This window comes from Streptomyces sp. 11-1-2, assembly GCF_003595545.1.
Lineage (GTDB): Bacteria > Actinomycetota > Actinomycetes > Streptomycetales > Streptomycetaceae > Streptomyces > Streptomyces hygroscopicus_B.
Genome location: NZ_CP022545.1, coordinates 6,321,927 through 6,339,682 on the forward strand (window position 1 = coordinate 6,321,927; position 17,756 = coordinate 6,339,682).

Below are 17,756 nucleotides of genomic sequence, written 5' to 3' on the forward strand. Positions count from 1 at the left end.
CCTTCTTGTTTGGGGTGTGGTTCCGGTTCAGTTTCATAGTGTTTCGGTGGTCATAGCGTTAGGGAAACGCCCGGTTACATTTCGAACCCGGAAGCTAAGCCTTTCAGCGCCGATGGTACTGCAGGGGGGACCCTGTGGGAGAGTAGGACACCGCCGAACAATCTTTAAGAAAAGCCCGGTTGGGAGCTTTGACTCTCAACCGGGCTTTTCTCATTTCAGTTTGTAGGCTGGCTTCATGCGCTATGACCTGGTCATCTTCGACAACGACGGAGTGCTCGTCGACAGCGAGTCCATCTCCAATCGGATTCTCGCCGCCTACCTCACGGAGTTGGGGCACCCCACCAGCTACGAGGACTCCATACGCGACTACATGGGCTCCGCCATGCATCGCATCCACGAGCTGGTCCTCGAGCGTTCGGGCCGGCGGCTGCCGTCGGATTTCGACGCCACCTTCCACGGCCGGGTCTTCGACGCCTTCCGCCAGGAGCTGCGGCCGGTGGCCGGGGTGTCCGAGGTGCTGGAGAAGTTGCGGGCCGACGGGGTCCCGTACTGCGTCGCCTCCTCCGGAAGCCATGAGCGCATCCGCGTCGCCCTCCGTACGACCGGGCTGTACGACCTCTTCGGCGAGGACCACATCTTCAGCTCCGAGGACGTGGGCCGCGGCAAGCCCGCCCCGGATCTGTTCCTGCACGCTGCCGAGCGCATGGGGGTGGCGCCCGAGCGCTGTGCCGTCGTCGAGGACAGTCCGCTCGGGGTCCAGGCCGCCGTGGCCGCCGGGATGGATGTGTACGGCTACACGGCCATGACACCCGCCGCCAAGCTCGCCGCGGCCCGGGACCGTTTCGTCCACATGGCCGAACTGCGAGGGTTGCTCACCTCTACCCACAAGTAGTCCGGGGCCGTACGCTCCACGGCCATGACGGATTCGCGTCCGAGCCGCCGACTTCGGCAGGGCCGGGCCTCATTGGCCATCAGTTTCTTCGTCCAGGGCGCGATCTTCGCTCTGCTGGTGACGCGCATACCCGCGCTGCAGGATCGGTACGGGATATCCGATGGGCTGCTGCCCCTCTTCCTGGCCGCCGTGCCGATCCTCGCCGGCGTGGGCAGCGTCGGCACCGAGCATCTCGTCAAGCGGATTCGTCCGGGCCTCGTCCTCCGCGTGGTGCAGCCCATCGTCTCCGTCGCCCTGCTGGCCGCCGGATCGGGTACGACGGTGTGGCAGCTCGCGGCGGCCCTCGCGGTGTTCGGACTGACCGTCGGGGCGCTCGACGCGTCGATGAACATGCTCGGGGTGAGCCTGCAGCGCGCGTACGGCCGCAGCATCATGCTCGGCTTCCATGGCGCGTACAGCCTGGGCGGGATCGCCGGGGCCTCGCTGGCCTGGGTGGGCGCGCACTGGGACCTGCCACTGCCCACGCTCTACGCGCCGCTGGTGGCCACCCTGGTGCCCGTCGCACTGATCGCCAGCCGCTGGTACGTGGACCGCCAAGCCGACTGCCAAGCCGACCACCTGGCCGCCCACCAAGCTGAGGACCACGGCGCCGCCGTGAGCATGCGGGCGCTGCTGCCGCTCTGTCTCGTCATGGCCTTCGCCTATATCGGGGACTCCACCGTCTCCAACTGGAGTGCCAAGTATCTGGAGGACGTGCTGCACAGCTCCGAGCAGCTGGCCACGGTCCCGTACAACGTCTATATGGTCACCACGCTCCTCGGCCGCTCCTTCGGCGACTTCGGGGTGCGGCGCTTCGGCGCGGTCGCCGTGGTCCGGGCAGGTGCCCTGCTCGCGGGCGCCGGTTTCGCGGTGGTCGCGGCGGCGCCCAGCCCATGGGTGGGGATGGGCGGGTTCACGCTGCTGGGGCTGGGGCTGTGCGTGCTGGTGCCGCAGACCTTCGCGGCCGCGGGGCGGCTCTTCCCCGGGGCGTCCGATGCCGCCGTAGCCCGCCTCAATATCTTCAACTACGTGGGCTTCCTCATCGGCTCACCGCTCGTCGGCGCGCTGGGCGGTGCGTGGAACTATCGGGCGGCGATGCTGGTGCCGATGGCGCTCGTGCTGGTGACGATCCGGTACGCGAGGTCGTTCACCCCTGTACCAGCCGGATACGGTGACGGGCATGAGCGGCCGCGCACAGTTGATGTGGGATGAGGAAGTAACCGGATACGACTTCGGCGCCGGGCACCCGATGGACCCGGTGCGGCTCGCGCTGACCATGCGGTTGGTGCAGGCGTACGGGCTGGACCGGGCGGTCCAAGTGGTGGCCGCCAAGCCGGCCGGGGAGTCGACGCTGCGCCTGGTCCACGGGCAGGAGTACATCGAGGCGGTACGGCGGGCCTCGGCCGCCCCGGAATCGGCGGACGGTTCGTACGGCCTGGGGACGATCGACGATCCGGCCTTCGCGGGGATGCACGAGGCGTCCGCGCTGATCGCCGGGCAGTCGGTCGGCGCCGCCGAGGACGTATGGCGCGGCGAGGCGCTGCACGCGGTGAACTTCGCGGGCGGGCTGCACCATGCGATGCCCCGGGGCGCGTCCGGGTTCTGCATCTACAACGACGCGGCGCTGGCGGTCGCGCGGCTGCTGGAGCTGGGCGCGGAGCGGGTCGCGTATGTGGATGTGGATGTCCATCACGGGGACGGGGTCCAGGCGGCCTTCTGGGACGATCCTCGGGTACTGACGATCTCGCTGCACGAGCACCCCCGGACCCTGTTCCCGCAGACCGGCTGGCCGGAGGAGGCGGGCGGGGAGGGCGCCGAGGGCTCGGCGGTCAATGTGGCGCTGCCGGCCGGGACCTCGGACGAGGGATGGCTGCGGGCCTTTCACGCGGTCGTGCCGGAGCTGCTGGCGGCGTTCCGTCCGCAGGTGCTGGTGACCCAGCATGGCGCGGACACCCATGTCGAGGACCCGCTGGCCCACTTGGCGGTGACGGTCGACGCACAGCGGGCGGTCGCGGAGAGCTGTCACCGGCTGGCGCATGAGCACGCGGACGGGCGCTGGGTCGCGCTCGGGGGCGGCGGCTATGCGGTGGTGGACGTGGTGCCGCGGTCCTGGACGCATCTGGTCGCGATCGCGGCGGGGCGGCCGGTCGAGCCCGCCACGCCGGTGCCGGAGGAGTGGCGGCAGGAGGTGTACCGGCGGACCCGGATGGACGCGCCGCGGCGGATGACGGACGGGCGGGAGCCGAGCTGGCGGGAGTTCGCCGAGTCCGGGTACGACCCGGCGGACCGGCTGGACCAGGCGATCCTGGCGACGCGCCGGGCGGTCTTCCCGCACCACGGGCTGCTTCCGTGAATCGCCCCGCGAAAAGCCTCTCCACGCCGATCGGGAACGCCCGGACGAGGCTCTGACCAAAACGGGCGTTACGCCAACCGTGGGGTCTGCCGGCATAACCGGGCGGCCGGCGGGCCGCGTCCGTCAGCATCGGTGATGTGTTGAGTACTGCCGCGCTGCGCGCGCATCTGCTGGCGGCGCGGCTCGCCGGACCCGTGGCGACGAGCCGGGAGGAGAGCCTGCGCCGCTATCGGCTCTTCGCCGCCCGGGACCCTCGGGTGCTGCTCGGTCTGGAGCCCGAATGCGACTGGTCCTTTACGGAATTGCTCAGCCTGATGGGCGCCAAATGCGGGGTTTCGGTCGACCCGGCCAACGTTTCGGGGCCGGATGTGATCGATCCAGAGCTGACGATCGCCGCGCTGCATGCCTTCGCGGACCGGCTGCGCGCCGCCGCCCAGGACCGGCTCCCGGTGCTCCTCGGCACCGGCCATCCCCACCGCCTCCTCGGGTTCTACGCCGCGTTGGCGTCGGCGCTCTCGGCGGCGGGCTGCCGTGTCCTCACTCCCGCGCACGGTAGATGTATCGACATAACGACGCGGTTCGGCGTACGTACCCACCGGCTCGCCTACGTACGAGGTATTGCGATGGTGCAGGCGCCCGGCGCTCGCCCGTCCGTGAGTGAGCCGGGCGCCCACACCCACTCGCCGCTCCCGGTTCGGGTCGCGCTCGGCTCTGCCGCGGAGTCCGGCGGCCCGCTGCCGGGACTGGTCATCGGGGACCACGGATGGGTCTGTGGTGCAGGTCAGCTGGGCTTTGAGGCCATCGGGCTCGGGGATACGGACGACCCCGCGCTGTTCGTCGGGGAGGCCGAGGGACGGGTGTCCGTCGCCGTTCCGCTTGATGACGCTGTGCGGTCTGGTTACTACCGGCCGCTTACTCGCTATGTACTCAATCGAGCGTGTCTGTCACAGTAGGCGTCCGATCGCTACTCCTCTTCCCCACTTGCATCACCCGCCCCTAACCTGGGGTGGAGCGCGCATGCGACCAGGAGTCACCGGAGGGGAAGCCGGTGCCCGACATGTGCGGAAGGTTCAGGTGTTGTGTCATGGCTGCTGGCGAACGGCCTCTGAACGAGGTTCAGTTTCTGACCGTGGCGGAAGTCGCCGCGGTGATGCGAGTGTCCAAGATGACCGTGTACCGCTTGGTGCACAGCGGTCATCTGCCGGCGATCCGGGTGGGCAGGTCTTTCCGGGTCCCAGAGCAAGCGGTTCATGAATACCTCCGCGAATCGTATGTGGGGGTGGAGTCCGCCTAGGCCCTTTCCGGGCCCGGGGAGGACCCTCGGATTACGTGGTTCGCTCGGCGCCGGGTAGGCTGGCCCGATGTAGGTCGTGTGGGCTCGGACGCCCCGCACCGAGTGAATCGAAGTGAGCGAGGGTAGTCGTGGGCTCTGTTATCAAGAAGCGGCGCAAGCGGATGGCGAAGAAGAAGCACCGCAAGCTGCTCAAGCGCACGCGCGTCCAGCGTCGCAACAAGAAGTAGGCAAGCGACGCTGTGTTCGTCCCGCAGCCCTTCCACCACCGGTGGAAGGGCTGCGGTGCGTATGTGGCACGGGTCTGAGCCACGGCGGTCCCTCCGGCCCCGGCTTAAAACGCGCAGCACGCGGCGAGTGGTCATCACAGCGCAACATCGAGCGGTTACGGTGTTCCGCACAGCCCAGCTCGGACGAGGGTGGGAAGGAAGGCGCTGATCTTGGGAAAGGTCGTGCTCGTCACCGGGGTCGCTCGCCGGCTGGGAGGCCGTTTCGTCCGGCGCATACAGCGCGAACCCGATGTGGAGCGAGTGATCGGCGTGGACGCCGTGCCGCCCGAACACCACCTCGGCGGCGCCGACTTCGTCCGGGCCGATATCCGTCACCCCACGATCGGGAAACTGCTCGCCGAATACGGCGTCCACACGGTCGTCCACATGGATATCAACGGGACTCCGCTGGGGGCGCGCGGCAATCGCGCCTCGATCAAGGAGACCAATGTCATCGGCACCATGCAGCTGCTCGGCGCCTGCCAGAAGGCCCCGTCGGTGCAGCGGCTGGTGGTGAAGTCCAGCACCAATGTGTACGGCTCCGCGCCCCGCGACCCCGCCGTCTTCAGCGAGACCACCCCGCCCAAATCCCTGCCGAGCGGCGGCTTCGCCAAGGACACCGTCGAGGTCGAGGGATATGTCCGCGGTTTCGCCCGGCGCCGCCCCGATGTCGCGGTGTGCGTGCTGCGCTTCGCCAACATCCTGGGGCCCTGCGCGGACTCACCGCTCGCCGAGTACTTCGCGCTGCCCGTGCTGCCCACCGTCATCGGCTACGACCCGCGGCTGCAGTTCGTCCATGAGAAGGACGCCATCGAGGTGCTGCGGATCGGGGCCTCCGAACCGCGCCGGTCAACGCTCAACAGCGGCACGTTCAATATCGCCGGAGACGGGGTGCTGCTGCTCTCCCAGGCCGCCCGGCGGCTCGGCCGCCCGACCCTGCCGCTGCTGCTGCCCACGCTGCGATGGGCCCGCACCGCACTGCGGTCCCTCGGCATCACCGACTTCTCGCCCGAGCAGGTCCGGCTGCTCACCCACGGCCGGGTCGTGGCCACCAGCCAGATGCGCGAGACCCTGGGATTCGAACCCGAGCACACCACCGCCGGTGCCCTCGCGGACTATGCGCACAGCCGCGGCCCCGGGCTGCTCCCGCCCGAGACCCTCGCCCGTACCATCGATCGGCTCGCCGCGCTGCTGCCCGCGGGCGCCCAGACGTGAGGAGTGCAACCACCATGGCGGACGCCAAGGTCATTCCGTTTGGTGAGGAGCCCCGGTCTTCCCGGAGGAAGGTCCCTCGGCTGGGGCGCGGCGGCCGCTCCCAGGGCTCGCTCAAGCCCGTACCGCAGCAGCGCGACGAGGCGCTCGAACAGCGCCCCCAGACGGCGGCCGCGGCCGTGCCGCCCCTGCCGCCCGGCCCGCCCAAGCAGGCTCCGGGCAGTGGCGACTGGGAGCGCAAGCTGGCCCACGGGCTGAGCTTTCTGCGCCGCCGGATCACCGGGGACTACGAGGTCGACGACTTCGGCTACGACCACGATCTGACCGAGCAGGTCCTGATGTCCCTGCTCCGCCCGCTGTACGAGAAGTACTTCCGGGTCGAGGTGAAGGGGATCGAGAACATCCCCGACAGCGGCGGTGCGCTCGTCGTCGCCAATCACTCCGGGGTGCTGCCGCTGGACGGGCTGATGCTCCAGGTCGCGGTGCACGACAACCACCCGGCCCAGCGCCATCTGCGGCTGCTCGCGGCCGATCTCGTCTTCGTGCTGCCGGTCGTCAACGAGCTGGCGCGCAAGGCGGGTCACACCCTCGCCTGCTCCGAGGACGCCCAGCTGCTGCTGGAGCGCGGCGAGGTGGTCGGGGTGATGCCGGAGGGCTTCAAGGGGATCGGCAAGCCGTTCTCGGAGCGGTACAAGCTGCAGCGCTTCGGGCGGGGCGGCTTCGTCTCGACGGCGCTGCGCGCGGGGGCGCCGATCGTGCCGTGCTCGATCGTGGGCGCGGAGGAAATCTATCCGATGGTGGGGAACGCGAAGACCCTGGCCCGGCTGCTCGGCCTGCCGTACTTCCCGGTCACGCCCACCTTCCCGCTGCTGGGGCCGCTGGGCGCGGTGCCGCTGCCGACGAAGTGGACGATCCAGTTCGGCGAGCCCATCCCCACCGACGGGCATCCGCCGGAGGCGGCGGACGACCCGATGCTGATGTTCAATCTGACCGACCAGGTACGAGAAACGATCCAGCACACGCTCTACAAGCTGCTGGTGCAGAGGCGGTCGGTGTTCTTCTGAGGCTTGCCCCTGCGGGGGCGTGATGCGGCGTGGCCACGCGGCCCGACGGACGGAGTCCGGCGCAGTCGGCCGAAGCTGGGGAGGCCCCCAGGGCCGAGCCATACGAGGGCGGCCGGGAGAGGGGCCAAGCTGCTGGTGCAGCGGAGGTCGGTGTTCTTCTGAAGGCCCGCCCGGCGGGCGGTGCTTTTTGAGGCGTGGCGTGGTCTGAGGGCGGGTGGTGGGCGGTATCGCGCACCACCCGCCCTTCAGGACGTGGTCACCTCGTGTCGTCGCCGTCGATGCTCAGGCCCGGCAGGAGGTCCGGCAGCAGCGGGGGGATGGTGATGTCCGGCTGGGACGACGTCTTGCCACCCGGGTCGCCCTTGCCCGTGGACGGGCTGGGGCTCGCGCCGCCGAGCGGCGGGTCCAGCAGGTCCCCGGCCCCGCCCACCAGGCCGCCGCTCTGGTCGTGGGCGCTTGCCGAGGACGACGGGTGCGGGTGGGTGGCGGTCTCGCCGGTGCGGCTGCCGCTCGGGGTGGCCGAGGTGGACGCCGGACGGTCGCCCGGGGTCACCCCGTCGGCGCGTTCGGGCGCGCGGCCGGTCTGGCCGGACTGGCCTTGCTGCTCCTTCTTCGTGGGCAGCAACGCCCGCAGCGGGCCGACCTCTTGGTCTATGGCGTCGAAGACCGAGCTCACCTCGTCGCCGACGTCCATGAGCTGGACCGGCAGCTGATCGCGCAGTCGGCTCCAGCCGCCGCGATGGGCCTGGGAGAAGGTGGACAGTTGCTGGATCGGGCCGAGCGAGCCGTCGCGCTCGTAGACCTGGTGCAGCAGCCGGTGGCCCTCGGAGGCGTCATGGCGCATACCGGCCAGGGCCCGGCGGACCTCACCCAGCGAGTCATGGTCCAGATTGCCGGTGCGGGTGCGCTCCATCAGGCGGCGCGCCTCGCTCATCCGCGTCGACGCCTGGTCCAGATAGATCCGGCCCCGGTCGGCGTCGCCGTCCGCCATCTCCAGCTTGAGGTCCTCCATGCCGCGCTTGAACCCGTAGAGGGTGTCGCCCGGCAGCGCGTCCGAGCTGGCCGCGGCGACGCCGCCGAAGGCGCCTGCCGCGACGCCGACGGTGAGCCCCCCGGCCGCAAGCCCCTTGGACCAGCGGGAACGGGGGCGCAGTCTTGCCGCCGGGGGTTTGGCGCGGTGGGCGCCGCCGGTGCGGCGGCGCTGCTCGGGTACGCGTGGCGCGCCCTCGGCGAAGGCCGCCTCCATGGCGGCGAGCAACTGCGCCCGCTGGGTGACGCGGACCTCCGGGTCCAATGTCGGTGCCGGCAGCTCGCCCAGCCCGCTCGCCAGGGCCAGCAGCCGTCTCCGCTCGGCGCTCTCCGCCGATGGGGAACCTGGCTGTTGCTGCGGCGTCTTGTCCTGGGCGGCCTGGTGGTTGCTCTCCAGGGCCTCCAGGGCCTCCAGGGCCTTGGCGAAGGCGTTCGCCCGCCGGTGTGCCGATACGTTCGCGATCACAGGCGGCACCTCCTCTCGTCGTGACGGTCGACTCCCCAGGACACCCGAGGGTTCCGTGCCATGCGCGCGTCCACCCGATCGAGTGAGTGGACTACGGGCAGGGTACGAACACGAGGCGCCTGCATCTCCCACAACGAGCGGCGCAGCACCCGGGTTACGCCCTGCCCAAAGGCGGACGGTCCGTGGCCGGACGGCTACGGGTGGTCAGCGGGCGTCGTCCGGAAGAAGCCGGGCCAGAGTGCGCACGGCCCGGTACTGAAGGGTTTTGATCGCGCCCTCGTTCTTCCCCATGACCCGGGCGGTCTCGGCGACCGAGAGGCCCTGGAGGAAGCGGAGCGTCACGCACTCCTGCTGCTGCGGGTTGAGTTTTCGCACCGCCTGCAGGAGGGCCGCGTTGGACAGCGATTCGAGGACGGAGTCCTCGGGGCTGCGCTCGACCTCGTTGGCGTCCAGCATCTCGCCGGTGGTGACCTCCAGCCGGAAGCGGCTGGACTTGAAGTGGTCGGCGACGAGGTTGCGCGCGATGGTCACCAGCCAGGCGCCGAAGTCGCGGCCCTGCCAGGTGAAGGTGCCGATGCGGCGCAGGGCGCGCAGGAACGTCTCGCTGGTGAGGTCCTCGGCCGTGGCCTTGCCGCCCACGCGGTAATAGATATAGCGGTAGACCGTGTCGGCGTACTGGTCGTAGAGCCTGCCGAACGCCTCGGCCTCTCCGGACTGGGCGCGCTCGACGAGGTCCATCATGCGACGGCTGTCGCTGTCGGCGCCGGGGCGCCGGGCGGTGGGGGTGGAGCCGCGGGAGCGTCTGCTGACCGCGGCGCCGCCGTCCGCCAGTGCGTAGCACGAACCGGCCTGGCCGGGGCGATTGACCGTGCCGACGGCTGGGCTGGCGGGCAGGGGGGCGGCGAGGCCGGGGACGGCATACGCGGTGGGGACGAAGCCGCGCAGACAGTCAAGGACCGTTGCGCGCAGCGTAGCCAGGCCCGAGGCGTCAACCCCGACGTGTGGGTACACGAGACTCCCAGAGGCAGAGCTTCCATCACGAGCAGTACGGGACCGTCACCCGCCGTAGGGACGTGTGGGTACCGGTTTGCGTCTAAGGAGAATAACGCTTCGTACAGGCAGCACTACACCCAGTTGTTCAAATCATCGTTTCCGTTCGCTCTGTTATGCATTGATGACCCATCAAGTATCGAACAGGCACCACTAATTGATCGGAATCGTTCGTGGATTGTGCGATTGCGTAGCGTGTTGTGACAAAGCGGCGGTAAGGGGACTGGCGGGAGCGCTGTGGGGTAAGCCGCGCGGAATGACCGAAACAGGACGGGCGCGTTCGGTTGGTGACGCTGCGTATCGATGGGCGCATTGTCACGGAGCGCGATCGATGGTCAGCCTTGACCGTCCTCGGTCACGGTCGTGCGCGAGCGGTCAACGCGGTCCGAGGGAAGGGTGCCGGAAAGGGCTCAGCGGGAGGTCAGAGGGGTGGAGCGGGTCCTCGTCCGCCTGCGGTCAGCGGCGCCGGCGGTGCAGGGCCACGGCGGCCGCCGTGCCGCCCGCCACCGCGCCCACCCCGGCCGCCGCCGGAATGCCGATCTTGGCCGCCTTGCGGCCGGTGCGGTAGTCGCGCAGCCGCCAACTGTTCTCACGGGCGTGCTTGCGCAGCCGGGTGTCCGGGTTCACCGCGTACGGATGGCCCACGATCGACAGCATCGGGATGTCGTTCGCGGAGTCGCTGTAGGCCGCGCAGCGGGAGAGGTCGAGCCCCTCGGCCGTCGCCAGCGCCCTTACGGCCTCGGCCTTGGCCGGGCCGTGCAGCGGTTCGCCGACCAGCCGGCCGGTGTAGACGCCGCCCACCGACTCGGCCACCGTGCCCAGTGCCCCGGTCAGGCCGAGCCGCCGGGCGATGATCGTCGCGGTCTCGACCGGCGCGGCGGTCACCAGCCAGACCCGCTGCCCGGCGTCCAGATGGGCCTGGGCGAGGGCGCGGGTGCCGGGCCAGATGCGGTCGGCCATGTACTCGTCGTAGATCTCCTCGCCGATCGACATCAGCTCGGAGACCCGGTGGCCCTTGACGATGGACAGGGCGCTGCTGCGCACGTCCTCCATATGCGCCGGGTCCTCGACGCCGGCCACCCGGAACCAGGTCTGCTGCCACGCGAAGCGGGCGAGTTCGCGCTTGCGGAAGAAGTGCCGCTTGTAGAGGCCGCGGCCGAAGTGGAAGATCGCGGCGCCCTGCATGACCGTGTTGTCCAGGTCGAAGAAGGCGGCGGCCCGCTCGTCGCCGACGACGGGGAATTCCGGTTCGGCGGGGGGCTGCGGTGCGGGGGTCTCGGCCGACGACTTGCGCGCTGCCTCGGCCGATGCCTCTCCCGCGAGGACACTCCGCTCGGTGGCGGGTCGTCGACGTCGGGTGAACCATCCCAGTGCGGCCATGGAGCGAGCATAGCCAGGGCTCCGGCGCATCCCGTTACGCCCGGGTGTCGGGCCGATTCAGGTTACGCGAAAGGGAGGCCGCGCAGGGGGTGGGATCAGCCGCCTCGCGGGGGCGGGAGCCAGCCGCCTCGCGGGGGCGGGATCAGCCGCCGAGCGCGGTGCGCAGCCGCTTGGGGTTCACCCGCCAGAAGTCGTGCTGTTCGCCGTCGATGAGCACCACCGGGATCTGCTCCCAGTAGGCGCGGTACAGCTCCTCGTCCTGGGTGATGTCCTTCTTCTCCCAGGGGGTGCCCAGTTCCCCGCAGACCTCTTTGATCACGGCCTCGGCGTCCTCGCACAGGTGGCAGTCGGGCTTGCCGATCAGCGTGACCGTGCGCTCGGCGGGCTTCTTCCGCGGGGTGCGGCGCAGCAACGGACTCATGCGGTTCATTGTGCCCGCCGGCGCGAGCGGGCCCGCTCCCACGAGTTCGGAAGTGGGCTCTCGGTCGATTACGATCGTGGGCGTTTTGTTGCTGTCCGGGGGTAAAAAGGTGAGGAGTGAGGGCCTGTGCTCCGGTCGGCGGCCCAGCGGTACGAGCGTGTCTGCCGGGAACGGTGTGAAGCAGGTGGTGGTTCCGCGGCTGGCGCGAAAAGGCGCGTGACACCGGTCACTTTGCTCGGACAAAGCGGACACCATCTTTGTGCACGCGTTCACAAAGACATAGCCTGCTGTCGATGGGGCGGTCATGAAACACCCGGCCGCCCACAGCCTCGCTCTACCCGCAGGAGCACCGTGGCAACTGGCCGAACTCACCGACCGGCGACCCGCAGCCGAGGGATCCCCGAGGCCACCGTCGCCCGGCTACCGCTGTATCTGCGTGCGCTGACCGCTCTCTCCGAGCGCTCGGTGCCCACAGTGTCCTCGGAGGAGCTGGCCACCGCGGCCGGCGTCAATTCGGCCAAGCTGCGCAAGGACTTCTCCTATCTCGGTTCGTACGGCACCCGCGGTGTCGGCTACGACGTGGAGTACCTCGTCTACCAGATCTCGCGGGAACTCGGGCTCACCCAGGACTGGCCGGTTGTGATCGTCGGTATCGGTAATCTCGGCGCCGCGCTCGCCAACTACGGCGGCTTCGCCTCCCGTGGCTTCCGGGTCGCCGCGCTGATCGACGCCGACCCCGCCATGGCCGGGAAGCCGGTCGCGGGCATCCCGGTGCAGCACACCGACGAGCTCGAGAAGATCATCACGGACAACGGCGTCTCGATCGGCGTCATCGCCACCCCGGCGGGCGCGGCCCAGCAGGTCTGCGACCGGCTCGTCGCCGCCGGGATCACCTCGATCCTCAACTTCGCGCCCACCGTGCTGACCGTTCCGGACGGGGTGGATGTGCGCAAGGTGGATCTCTCCATCGAGCTGCAGATCCTCGCCTTCCACGAGCAGCGCAAGGCGGGCGAGGAGGTCGCCGCGCCCGAGGAGGCCGCGGGAGCCGTTCCACCGCCACCCGTGGCGCATCGCGCGCCCTCCGGCGGCCCCGGCGCCGACAGTGGCCGGCAAGGACCCGACGGGGACGTGCCCGCCGTGATGCCGGCATGAGTCTTCTCGTCGTCGGACTGAGCCACCGCAGCGCGCCCGTGAGCGTGCTGGAGCGCGCCGCCCTGGTGGGGGACGAGCAGGCGAAGCTGGTGCAGGACACCCTCGCCGCCGAGCCCGCCACCGAGGCCGCGGTGCTGGCCACCTGCAACCGCATCGAGCTCTACGCCGACGTGGACAAGTTCCACGCCGGGGTCGCCGAGCTGTCCACGCTGCTCGCCCAGCACACCGGCGTCGGACTGGACGAGCTCACCCCGTATCTCTACGTCCACTACGAGGACCGGGCCGTCCACCACCTCTTCTCGGTGGCCTGCGGGCTGGACTCGATGGTCGTCGGCGAGGGCCAGATCCTCGGCCAGATCAAGGACGCGCTCGCGCTGGGGCAGGAGCTGCACACCGCCGGGCGGCTGCTGAACGATCTCTTCCAGCAGGCGCTGCGGGTCGGCAAGCGGGCCCACAGCGAGACCGGTATCGACCGGGCGGGCCAGTCGCTGGTCACCTTCGGCCTGGAGCAGCTCGCCCAGGGCGCGCCGGTGGCGGAGTGGGCCCGGGGCAGGCGGGCCCTGGTGATCGGCGCCGGTTCGATGTCCTCGCTGGCCGCGGCGACGCTCGCCCGCGCCGGTGTGGCAGAACTGGTGATCGCCAACAGGACGTTGGAGCGGGCGCTGCGCCTCGCCGAATCCCTGGTCCAGCAGCACGCGGCCACTCCGGCCGCGATCCCCGCCGAGGGTGATGAAACGTTGCGCGAGCCGCTGGTGGCCCGCGCCGTGCCGCGGGACCGGGTCTCCGCCGAGCTGCCGCACGCCGACATCGTCGTCTCCTGTACGGGCGCGACCGGCCTGGTGCTGACCGCCGCGGAGCTGCGCACCGCGCTCGCCCAGCGCGCGGCCTGCCCGCCCGGGGCCCACCGCGCGGGGACGGATGTCTCGCTGCTCGATCTGGCGATGCCGCGCGACATAGACGCGGCGGCGCACCGGATCGAGGGGCTGCACCTGGTCGACATCGAGTCCCTCGCCGAGGCGGCCGCCGAGCCGTCCGGGGCGCCGGGCTCGTCCGCCGGGGCGATGGCCGCCGACGTGGACAAGGTGCGGACCATCGTCTCCGCCGAGGTGGCCGCCTTCGGGGCGGCCCAGCGCGCCGCGCACATCACGCCGACAGTGGTCGCGCTGCGTACCATGGCGGCGGACGTCGTCGCCAGTGAGATCGCCCGGCTCGACGGGCGCCTTCCGGATCTGGACGACAAGCAGCGGTCCGAGATCACGCAGACCGTGCGCAGGGTCGTCGACAAGCTGCTGCACGCGCCCACCGTGCGGGTCAAGCAGCTCGCGAGCACTCCGGGTGGCGCCGGTTACGCCGACGCGCTGCGCGAGCTCTTCGACCTCGATCCGCAGGCGGTCGCCGCCGTCAGCCGCGCCGACGGCTCGGCCCGCGCGGCCGAACCGAACGACCCGAAGGGAGGCCGGTCATGAACGCCACCCCCTCACCCGCCGCCTCCGGCGGCGCTGCGCCGCTGCGTCTGGGCACCCGCCGCAGCGCGCTCGCCATGGCCCAGTCCGGCCTCGTCGCGGACCTGGTGCGCGAGGCCACCGGGCGCCCCGTCGAACTGGTCGAGATCACCACGTACGGCGACACCTCGCGCGAGCACCTCGCGCAGATCGGTGGCACCGGCGTCTTCGTCTCGGCGCTGCGCGAGGCGCTGCTGAGCGGTGAGATCGACCTGGCCGTGCACTCGCTGAAGGACCTTCCCACCGCGGAGCCCGAGGGGCTGACGCTGGCCGCGATACCGCGCCGCGAGGACCCGCGTGACGCGCTGATCGCCCGGGACGGACTCACCTTCGCCCAGCTTCCCCCGGGGTCCCGGATAGGCACCGGATCCCCGCGCCGCGCGGCCCAGCTCAACGCGTGGGCCCGCTCCTTCGGCCTCGACATCGAGACCGTGCCGATACGCGGCAATGTCGACACCCGCATCGGCTACGTCCGGTCGGGACGGCTGGACGCCGTGGTGCTCGCCGCCGCCGGCCTGATCCGTCTGGGGCGGATCGGCGAGGCGACCGAGCTGCTCGATGTCGGCCATGTTTTGCCCGCCCCCGGCCAGGGGGCCCTGGCAGTGGAGTGTGCCGCGTCCAACGTGGCGCTCACTGCCCGGCTCGCCGAGATCGACGACCCGTATACGCGGGTCGCCGTGACCGCCGAGCGATCCCTGCTCGCCGCCCTGGAGGCCGGCTGCAGCGCACCCGTGGGGGCGCTGGCCGACCTGCTGGCCGACGGTCAGGTTGTCACCGAAATGCGCCTGCGCGGCGTCGTCGGCTCCCTCGACGGCACGACGCTGGTGCAGCTGTCCACCACCGGTCCCGTACCCGCGTCGCCCAGTGAGGCCGGGGACCTCGGTCGCGAACTCGCCACCGAGATGCTCGCCAAGGGTGCGGCCGGTCTTATGGGGGAGCGAGCACTTTGAACCCCACCGTCCCGAATCACCCCGGCTGCGGACACGTCACCTTCCTCGGTGCGGGCCCCGGAGATCCGGGCCTGCTGACCTTGCGCGCCGTGGAGGCTCTGGCCACCGCGGACGTGCTGATCGCCGACCCGCAAGTGCTCGACGTGGTGCGCAAGCACGTCAGGCCGGGCGTGGCCGCGGACGCTCAGGGCGCGCCGCGGCAGGCGAACGCTGATGGGTCGTCAGCCACCGCCACCGTCCCGGTACTCCGGGACACCGCCAATCTTGTCATGACGGCCGCGCGCGGCGGCAAGCGGGTCGTCCGCGCGGTCGCGGGCGACCCCGGCCTCGACGGATACGCCGCCGAGGAGATGGTCGCCTGCGCCGCCGAGGGCATCCTCTTCGAGGTGGTGCCGGGTGTGGCCGCCGCGGTAGGCGTTCCCGCCTACGCGGGGGTGCCGCTGCGGGACGCCCACAGCGCGGATGTGCGTTTCGTGGACGCCCTGGCCGCCGATGAGCGCTGCTGGAGCGAGGTCGGCTCGTCCGACGCGACCGCCGTGGTCTCCGCGACCCTGGAGACGGTGGCCGCCGCCGCGGGTGAGCTGGTGGCCGCGGGCCGCAAGCCGGACACCCCGCTCACCGTCACCGTCGGCGGCACCACCACCCGCCAGCGGACCTGGACCGCGACGCTGGGGACCATCGCCCAGGTGCTGAAGGCGGCCAAGGTGCTGCCGTCGCCGCAGGGCGCGCAGCCGGTGATAGCCGTGGTCGGCGAGCAGAGCGCGGCCGGCCGGCGTGACCAGCTCTCCTGGTTCGAGTCCAAGCCGCTGTTCGGCTGGAAGGTCCTGGTGCCGCGCACCAAGGAGCAGGCCGCCTCGCTCTCGGACCAGCTACGCAGCTACGGCGCGGTGCCCAGCGAGGTGCCGACGATCGCCGTGGAGCCGCCGCGTACCCCGCAGCAGATGGAGCGCGCGGTCAAGGGCCTGGTCACCGGGCGCTATGAGTGGATCGCCTTCACCTCGGTCAACGCGGTCAAGGCGGTGCGGGAGAAGTTCGAGGAGTACGGGCTCGACGCCCGCGCGTTCGCCGGGATCAAGGTCGCGGCGGTGGGCGAGCAGACCGCGAAGTCGCTGATCGACTTCGGGGTGAAGCCGGATCTGGTGCCCAGCGGTGAGCAGTCCGCGGCCGGGCTGCTGGAGGACTGGCCGCCGTACGACCCGGTCTTCGACCCGATCGACCGCGTCTTCCTGCCGCGGGCCGACATCGCCACCGAGACCCTGGTCGCCGGGCTGATCGAGCTGGGCTGGGAGGTCGACGACGTGACCGCGTACCGCACCGTACGCGCCTCGCCGCCGCCGGCCGAGACCCGTGAGGCCATCAAGGGCGGCGGGTTCGACGCGGTGCTCTTCACCTCGTCGTCCACCGTGCGGAACCTCGTCGGCATCGCGGGCAAGCCGCACAATGTCACTGTCATCGCCTGTATCGGCCCGGCCACCGCGAAGACCGCGGAGGAGCACGGGCTGCGGGTGGACGTGCTGTCGCCCGAGCCCTCGGTGCTCAAGCTGGCCGAGGCGCTCGCGGACTTCGGGGCGGCGCGGCGGCAAGCCGCGATCGAGGCCGGGGAGCCGGTCACCCGCCCGAGCGAGCGACGGCCGGGATCACGGAGGAGGGCACGCTCTTGAGCACCACGTACGGCAGCTTCCCCGGTGCGCGACCGCGCCGGCTGCGGGTGAATCCGGCCATGCGCCGCATGGTCGCGGAGACCCGGCTGCATCCGGCCGAGCTGATCCTGCCCGCGTTCGTCCGCGAGGACGTGACCGAGCCGGTGCCGCTGCAGTCGATGCCGGGCGTCCTGCAGCACACCCGGGACTCCCTGCGGAAGGCGGCGGCCGACGCGGTCGCCGCGGGCCTCGGCGGGATCATGCTCTTCGGGGTGCCGGAGGAGTCCAAGAAGGACGCCGTCGGCACGCCCGGCACCGACCCGGACGGGATCCTCCAGGCGGCCATCCGCGATGTGCGCGCCGAGGTCGGTGACGACCTCGTGATCATGTCCGATCTCTGCCTGGACGAGCACACCGACCACGGCCACTGCGGGGTCCTGGACGCCGAGGGCCGGGTCGACAACGACGCCACGCTGGAGCGGTACGCGGAGATGGCGCGCGTCCAGGCCGACGCGGGCGTCCACACGGTGGGCGCCAGCGGCATGATGGACGGGCAGGTCGGGGTGATCCGCGAGGCGCTGGACGGCGCCGGGCACCAGGACATCTCGATCCTCGCCTACACCGCGAAGTACGCCTCCGCCTTCTACGGTCCGTTCCGCGAGGCGGTGGGCTCCGCGCTGAAGGGCGACCGCAAGACGTACCAGCAGGACCCGCCCAACGCCCGGGAGTCGATGCGCGAGCTGGAGCTGGACCTGGCCGAGGGCGCGGACATGGTCATGGTGAAGCCTGCCCTGCCCTACCTGGACATCCTGCGGCAGATCGCCGACGCCGTGGACGTGCCGGTGGCCGCGTACCAGATCTCCGGTGAGTACGCGATGGTCGAGGCCGCGGCGGCCAACGGCTGGATCGACCGCGACCGCGCGATCATGGAGACGCTGACCTCGGTACGGCGCGCGGGCGCGGGGATGATCCTCACGTACTGGGCGGTCGAGGTCGCCCAGCGGCTGAACCGCGGGGAGTAGTCCCCCTGAGCTCTGTACGGGCCG

Annotated in this window: 17 protein-coding genes and 1 rRNA gene; 14 read left to right on the forward strand and 4 right to left on the reverse strand. The window is 70.9% G+C overall.

Features of this window, described 5'->3' with window-relative positions:
• Positions 1-42 precede the first annotated feature (42 nt).
• The 9 genes from rrf (at position 43) to CGL27_RS26925 (ending at position 7,120) form a co-directional block, all read left to right on the forward strand.
• Positions 43-159, forward strand: a 5S ribosomal RNA gene (gene rrf / locus CGL27_RS26885).
• A gap of 76 nt (positions 160-235) precedes the next feature.
• Positions 236-892: an HAD family hydrolase gene (locus tag CGL27_RS26890; RefSeq protein ID WP_078642797.1), complete on the forward strand. Its 657-nt coding sequence runs from the start codon at positions 236-238 to the stop codon at positions 890-892.
• 24 nt (positions 893-916) lie between these two features.
• On the forward strand, positions 917-2,143 hold the full coding sequence (locus CGL27_RS26895; RefSeq protein WP_119990553.1) for an MFS transporter: 1,227 nt from the start codon (positions 917-919) through the stop codon (positions 2,141-2,143).
• Positions 2,112-3,284: an acetoin utilization protein AcuC gene (locus tag CGL27_RS26900; RefSeq protein ID WP_078642799.1), complete on the forward strand. Its 1,173-nt coding sequence runs from the start codon at positions 2,112-2,114 to the stop codon at positions 3,282-3,284. Before CGL27_RS26895 ends, CGL27_RS26900 begins: the two co-directional genes overlap by 32 nt.
• A 137-nt stretch (positions 3,285-3,421) precedes the next feature.
• Positions 3,422-4,237, forward strand: coding sequence for a phosphatase (locus CGL27_RS26905; RefSeq protein ID WP_119990555.1), 816 nt, complete (start codon positions 3,422-3,424; stop codon positions 4,235-4,237).
• Between the two features lie 131 nt (positions 4,238-4,368).
• Positions 4,369-4,578 carry a helix-turn-helix domain-containing protein gene (locus CGL27_RS26910; RefSeq protein ID WP_135341538.1) on the forward strand — a complete coding sequence of 70 codons (210 nt, stop codon included), beginning with the start codon at positions 4,369-4,371 and terminating at the stop codon, positions 4,576-4,578.
• A 128-nt stretch (positions 4,579-4,706) separates the two neighbouring features.
• Positions 4,707-4,805, forward strand: a complete 99-nt coding sequence (locus CGL27_RS26915; protein WP_003948845.1) for an AURKAIP1/COX24 domain-containing protein — start codon at positions 4,707-4,709, stop codon at positions 4,803-4,805.
• 210 nt (positions 4,806-5,015) lie between these two features.
• Positions 5,016-6,059 (forward strand): NAD-dependent epimerase/dehydratase family protein, encoded by a 1,044-nt coding sequence (locus CGL27_RS26920; protein ID WP_078642801.1) that lies wholly within the window; start codon positions 5,016-5,018, stop codon positions 6,057-6,059.
• A gap of 14 nt (positions 6,060-6,073) precedes the next feature.
• Complete coding sequence (locus CGL27_RS26925; RefSeq protein ID WP_119990559.1) at positions 6,074-7,120, forward strand: lysophospholipid acyltransferase family protein; 1,047 nt, start codon at positions 6,074-6,076, stop codon at positions 7,118-7,120.
• Between the two features lie 256 nt (positions 7,121-7,376).
• On the opposite strand, the gene CGL27_RS26930 is transcribed toward CGL27_RS26925, so the two are convergent.
• The 4 genes from CGL27_RS26930 to CGL27_RS26945 form a co-directional block, all read right to left on the reverse strand.
• The gene (locus tag CGL27_RS26930; RefSeq protein ID WP_078642803.1) at positions 7,377-8,615 is read right to left on the reverse strand and encodes a DUF5667 domain-containing protein; all 1,239 of its coding nucleotides are present in this window, start codon (positions 8,613-8,615) and stop codon (positions 7,377-7,379) included.
• Between the two features lie 204 nt (positions 8,616-8,819).
• The gene (locus CGL27_RS26935; protein WP_078642804.1) at positions 8,820-9,626 is read right to left on the reverse strand and encodes an ECF subfamily RNA polymerase sigma factor, BldN family; all 807 of its coding nucleotides are present in this window, start codon (positions 9,624-9,626) and stop codon (positions 8,820-8,822) included.
• 495 nt (positions 9,627-10,121) lie between these two features.
• On the reverse strand, positions 10,122-11,045 hold the full coding sequence (locus CGL27_RS26940) for an HAD-IB family hydrolase (protein ID WP_078642805.1): 924 nt from the start codon (positions 11,043-11,045) through the stop codon (positions 10,122-10,124).
• A 142-nt stretch (positions 11,046-11,187) separates the two neighbouring features.
• The gene (locus tag CGL27_RS26945) at positions 11,188-11,466 is read right to left on the reverse strand and encodes a glutaredoxin family protein (RefSeq protein WP_078642806.1); all 279 of its coding nucleotides are present in this window, start codon (positions 11,464-11,466) and stop codon (positions 11,188-11,190) included.
• Positions 11,467-11,817: 351 nt separating this feature from the next.
• On the opposite strand from CGL27_RS26945, the gene CGL27_RS26950 reads away from it, so the two are divergent.
• The 5 genes from CGL27_RS26950 to hemB are packed head-to-tail and all read left to right on the forward strand — an operon-like array spanning position 11,818 to position 17,732.
• Positions 11,818-12,618: a redox-sensing transcriptional repressor Rex gene (locus CGL27_RS26950; RefSeq protein ID WP_078642807.1), complete on the forward strand. Its 801-nt coding sequence runs from the start codon at positions 11,818-11,820 to the stop codon at positions 12,616-12,618.
• Positions 12,615-14,084, forward strand: coding sequence for a glutamyl-tRNA reductase (locus CGL27_RS26955; RefSeq protein ID WP_119990561.1), 1,470 nt, complete (start codon positions 12,615-12,617; stop codon positions 14,082-14,084). The genes CGL27_RS26950 and CGL27_RS26955 overlap by 4 nt, the downstream gene beginning before the upstream one ends.
• Positions 14,081-15,070, forward strand: coding sequence for a hydroxymethylbilane synthase (gene hemC, locus CGL27_RS26960; RefSeq protein ID WP_119990563.1), 990 nt, complete (start codon positions 14,081-14,083; stop codon positions 15,068-15,070). Before CGL27_RS26955 ends, hemC begins: the two co-directional genes overlap by 4 nt.
• Positions 15,067-16,731, forward strand: a complete 1,665-nt coding sequence (locus CGL27_RS26965) for a uroporphyrinogen-III synthase (protein ID WP_119990565.1) — start codon at positions 15,067-15,069, stop codon at positions 16,729-16,731. The genes hemC and CGL27_RS26965 overlap by 4 nt, the downstream gene beginning before the upstream one ends.
• Complete coding sequence (gene hemB, locus CGL27_RS26970; RefSeq protein WP_078642811.1) at positions 16,728-17,732, forward strand: porphobilinogen synthase; 1,005 nt, start codon at positions 16,728-16,730, stop codon at positions 17,730-17,732. The genes CGL27_RS26965 and hemB overlap by 4 nt, the downstream gene beginning before the upstream one ends.
• Positions 17,733-17,756: the final 24 nt, after the last annotated feature.

Bases quoted from the DNA above. Each gene is read 5' to 3' on its own strand.
- CGL27_RS26890 (WP_078642797.1), top strand. From the start codon at position 236: ATGCGCTATGACCTGGTCATCTTCGACAACGACGGAGTGCTCGTCGAC.
- CGL27_RS26895 (WP_119990553.1), top strand. From the start codon at position 917: ATGACGGATTCGCGTCCGAGCCGCCGACTTCGGCAGGGCCGGGCCTCA.
- CGL27_RS26900 (WP_078642799.1), top strand. From the start codon at position 2,112: ATGAGCGGCCGCGCACAGTTGATGTGGGATGAGGAAGTAACCGGATAC.
- CGL27_RS26910 (WP_135341538.1), top strand. From the start codon at position 4,369: ATGGCTGCTGGCGAACGGCCTCTGAACGAGGTTCAGTTTCTGACCGTG.
- CGL27_RS26925 (WP_119990559.1), top strand. From the start codon at position 6,074: ATGGCGGACGCCAAGGTCATTCCGTTTGGTGAGGAGCCCCGGTCTTCC.
- CGL27_RS26940 (WP_078642805.1), bottom strand. From the start codon at position 11,045: ATGGCCGCACTGGGATGGTTCACCCGACGTCGACGACCCGCCACCGAG.
- CGL27_RS26945 (WP_078642806.1), bottom strand. From the start codon at position 11,466: ATGAGTCCGTTGCTGCGCCGCACCCCGCGGAAGAAGCCCGCCGAGCGC.
- CGL27_RS26955 (WP_119990561.1), top strand. From the start codon at position 12,615: ATGAGTCTTCTCGTCGTCGGACTGAGCCACCGCAGCGCGCCCGTGAGC.
- hemC (WP_119990563.1), top strand. From the start codon at position 14,081: ATGAACGCCACCCCCTCACCCGCCGCCTCCGGCGGCGCTGCGCCGCTG.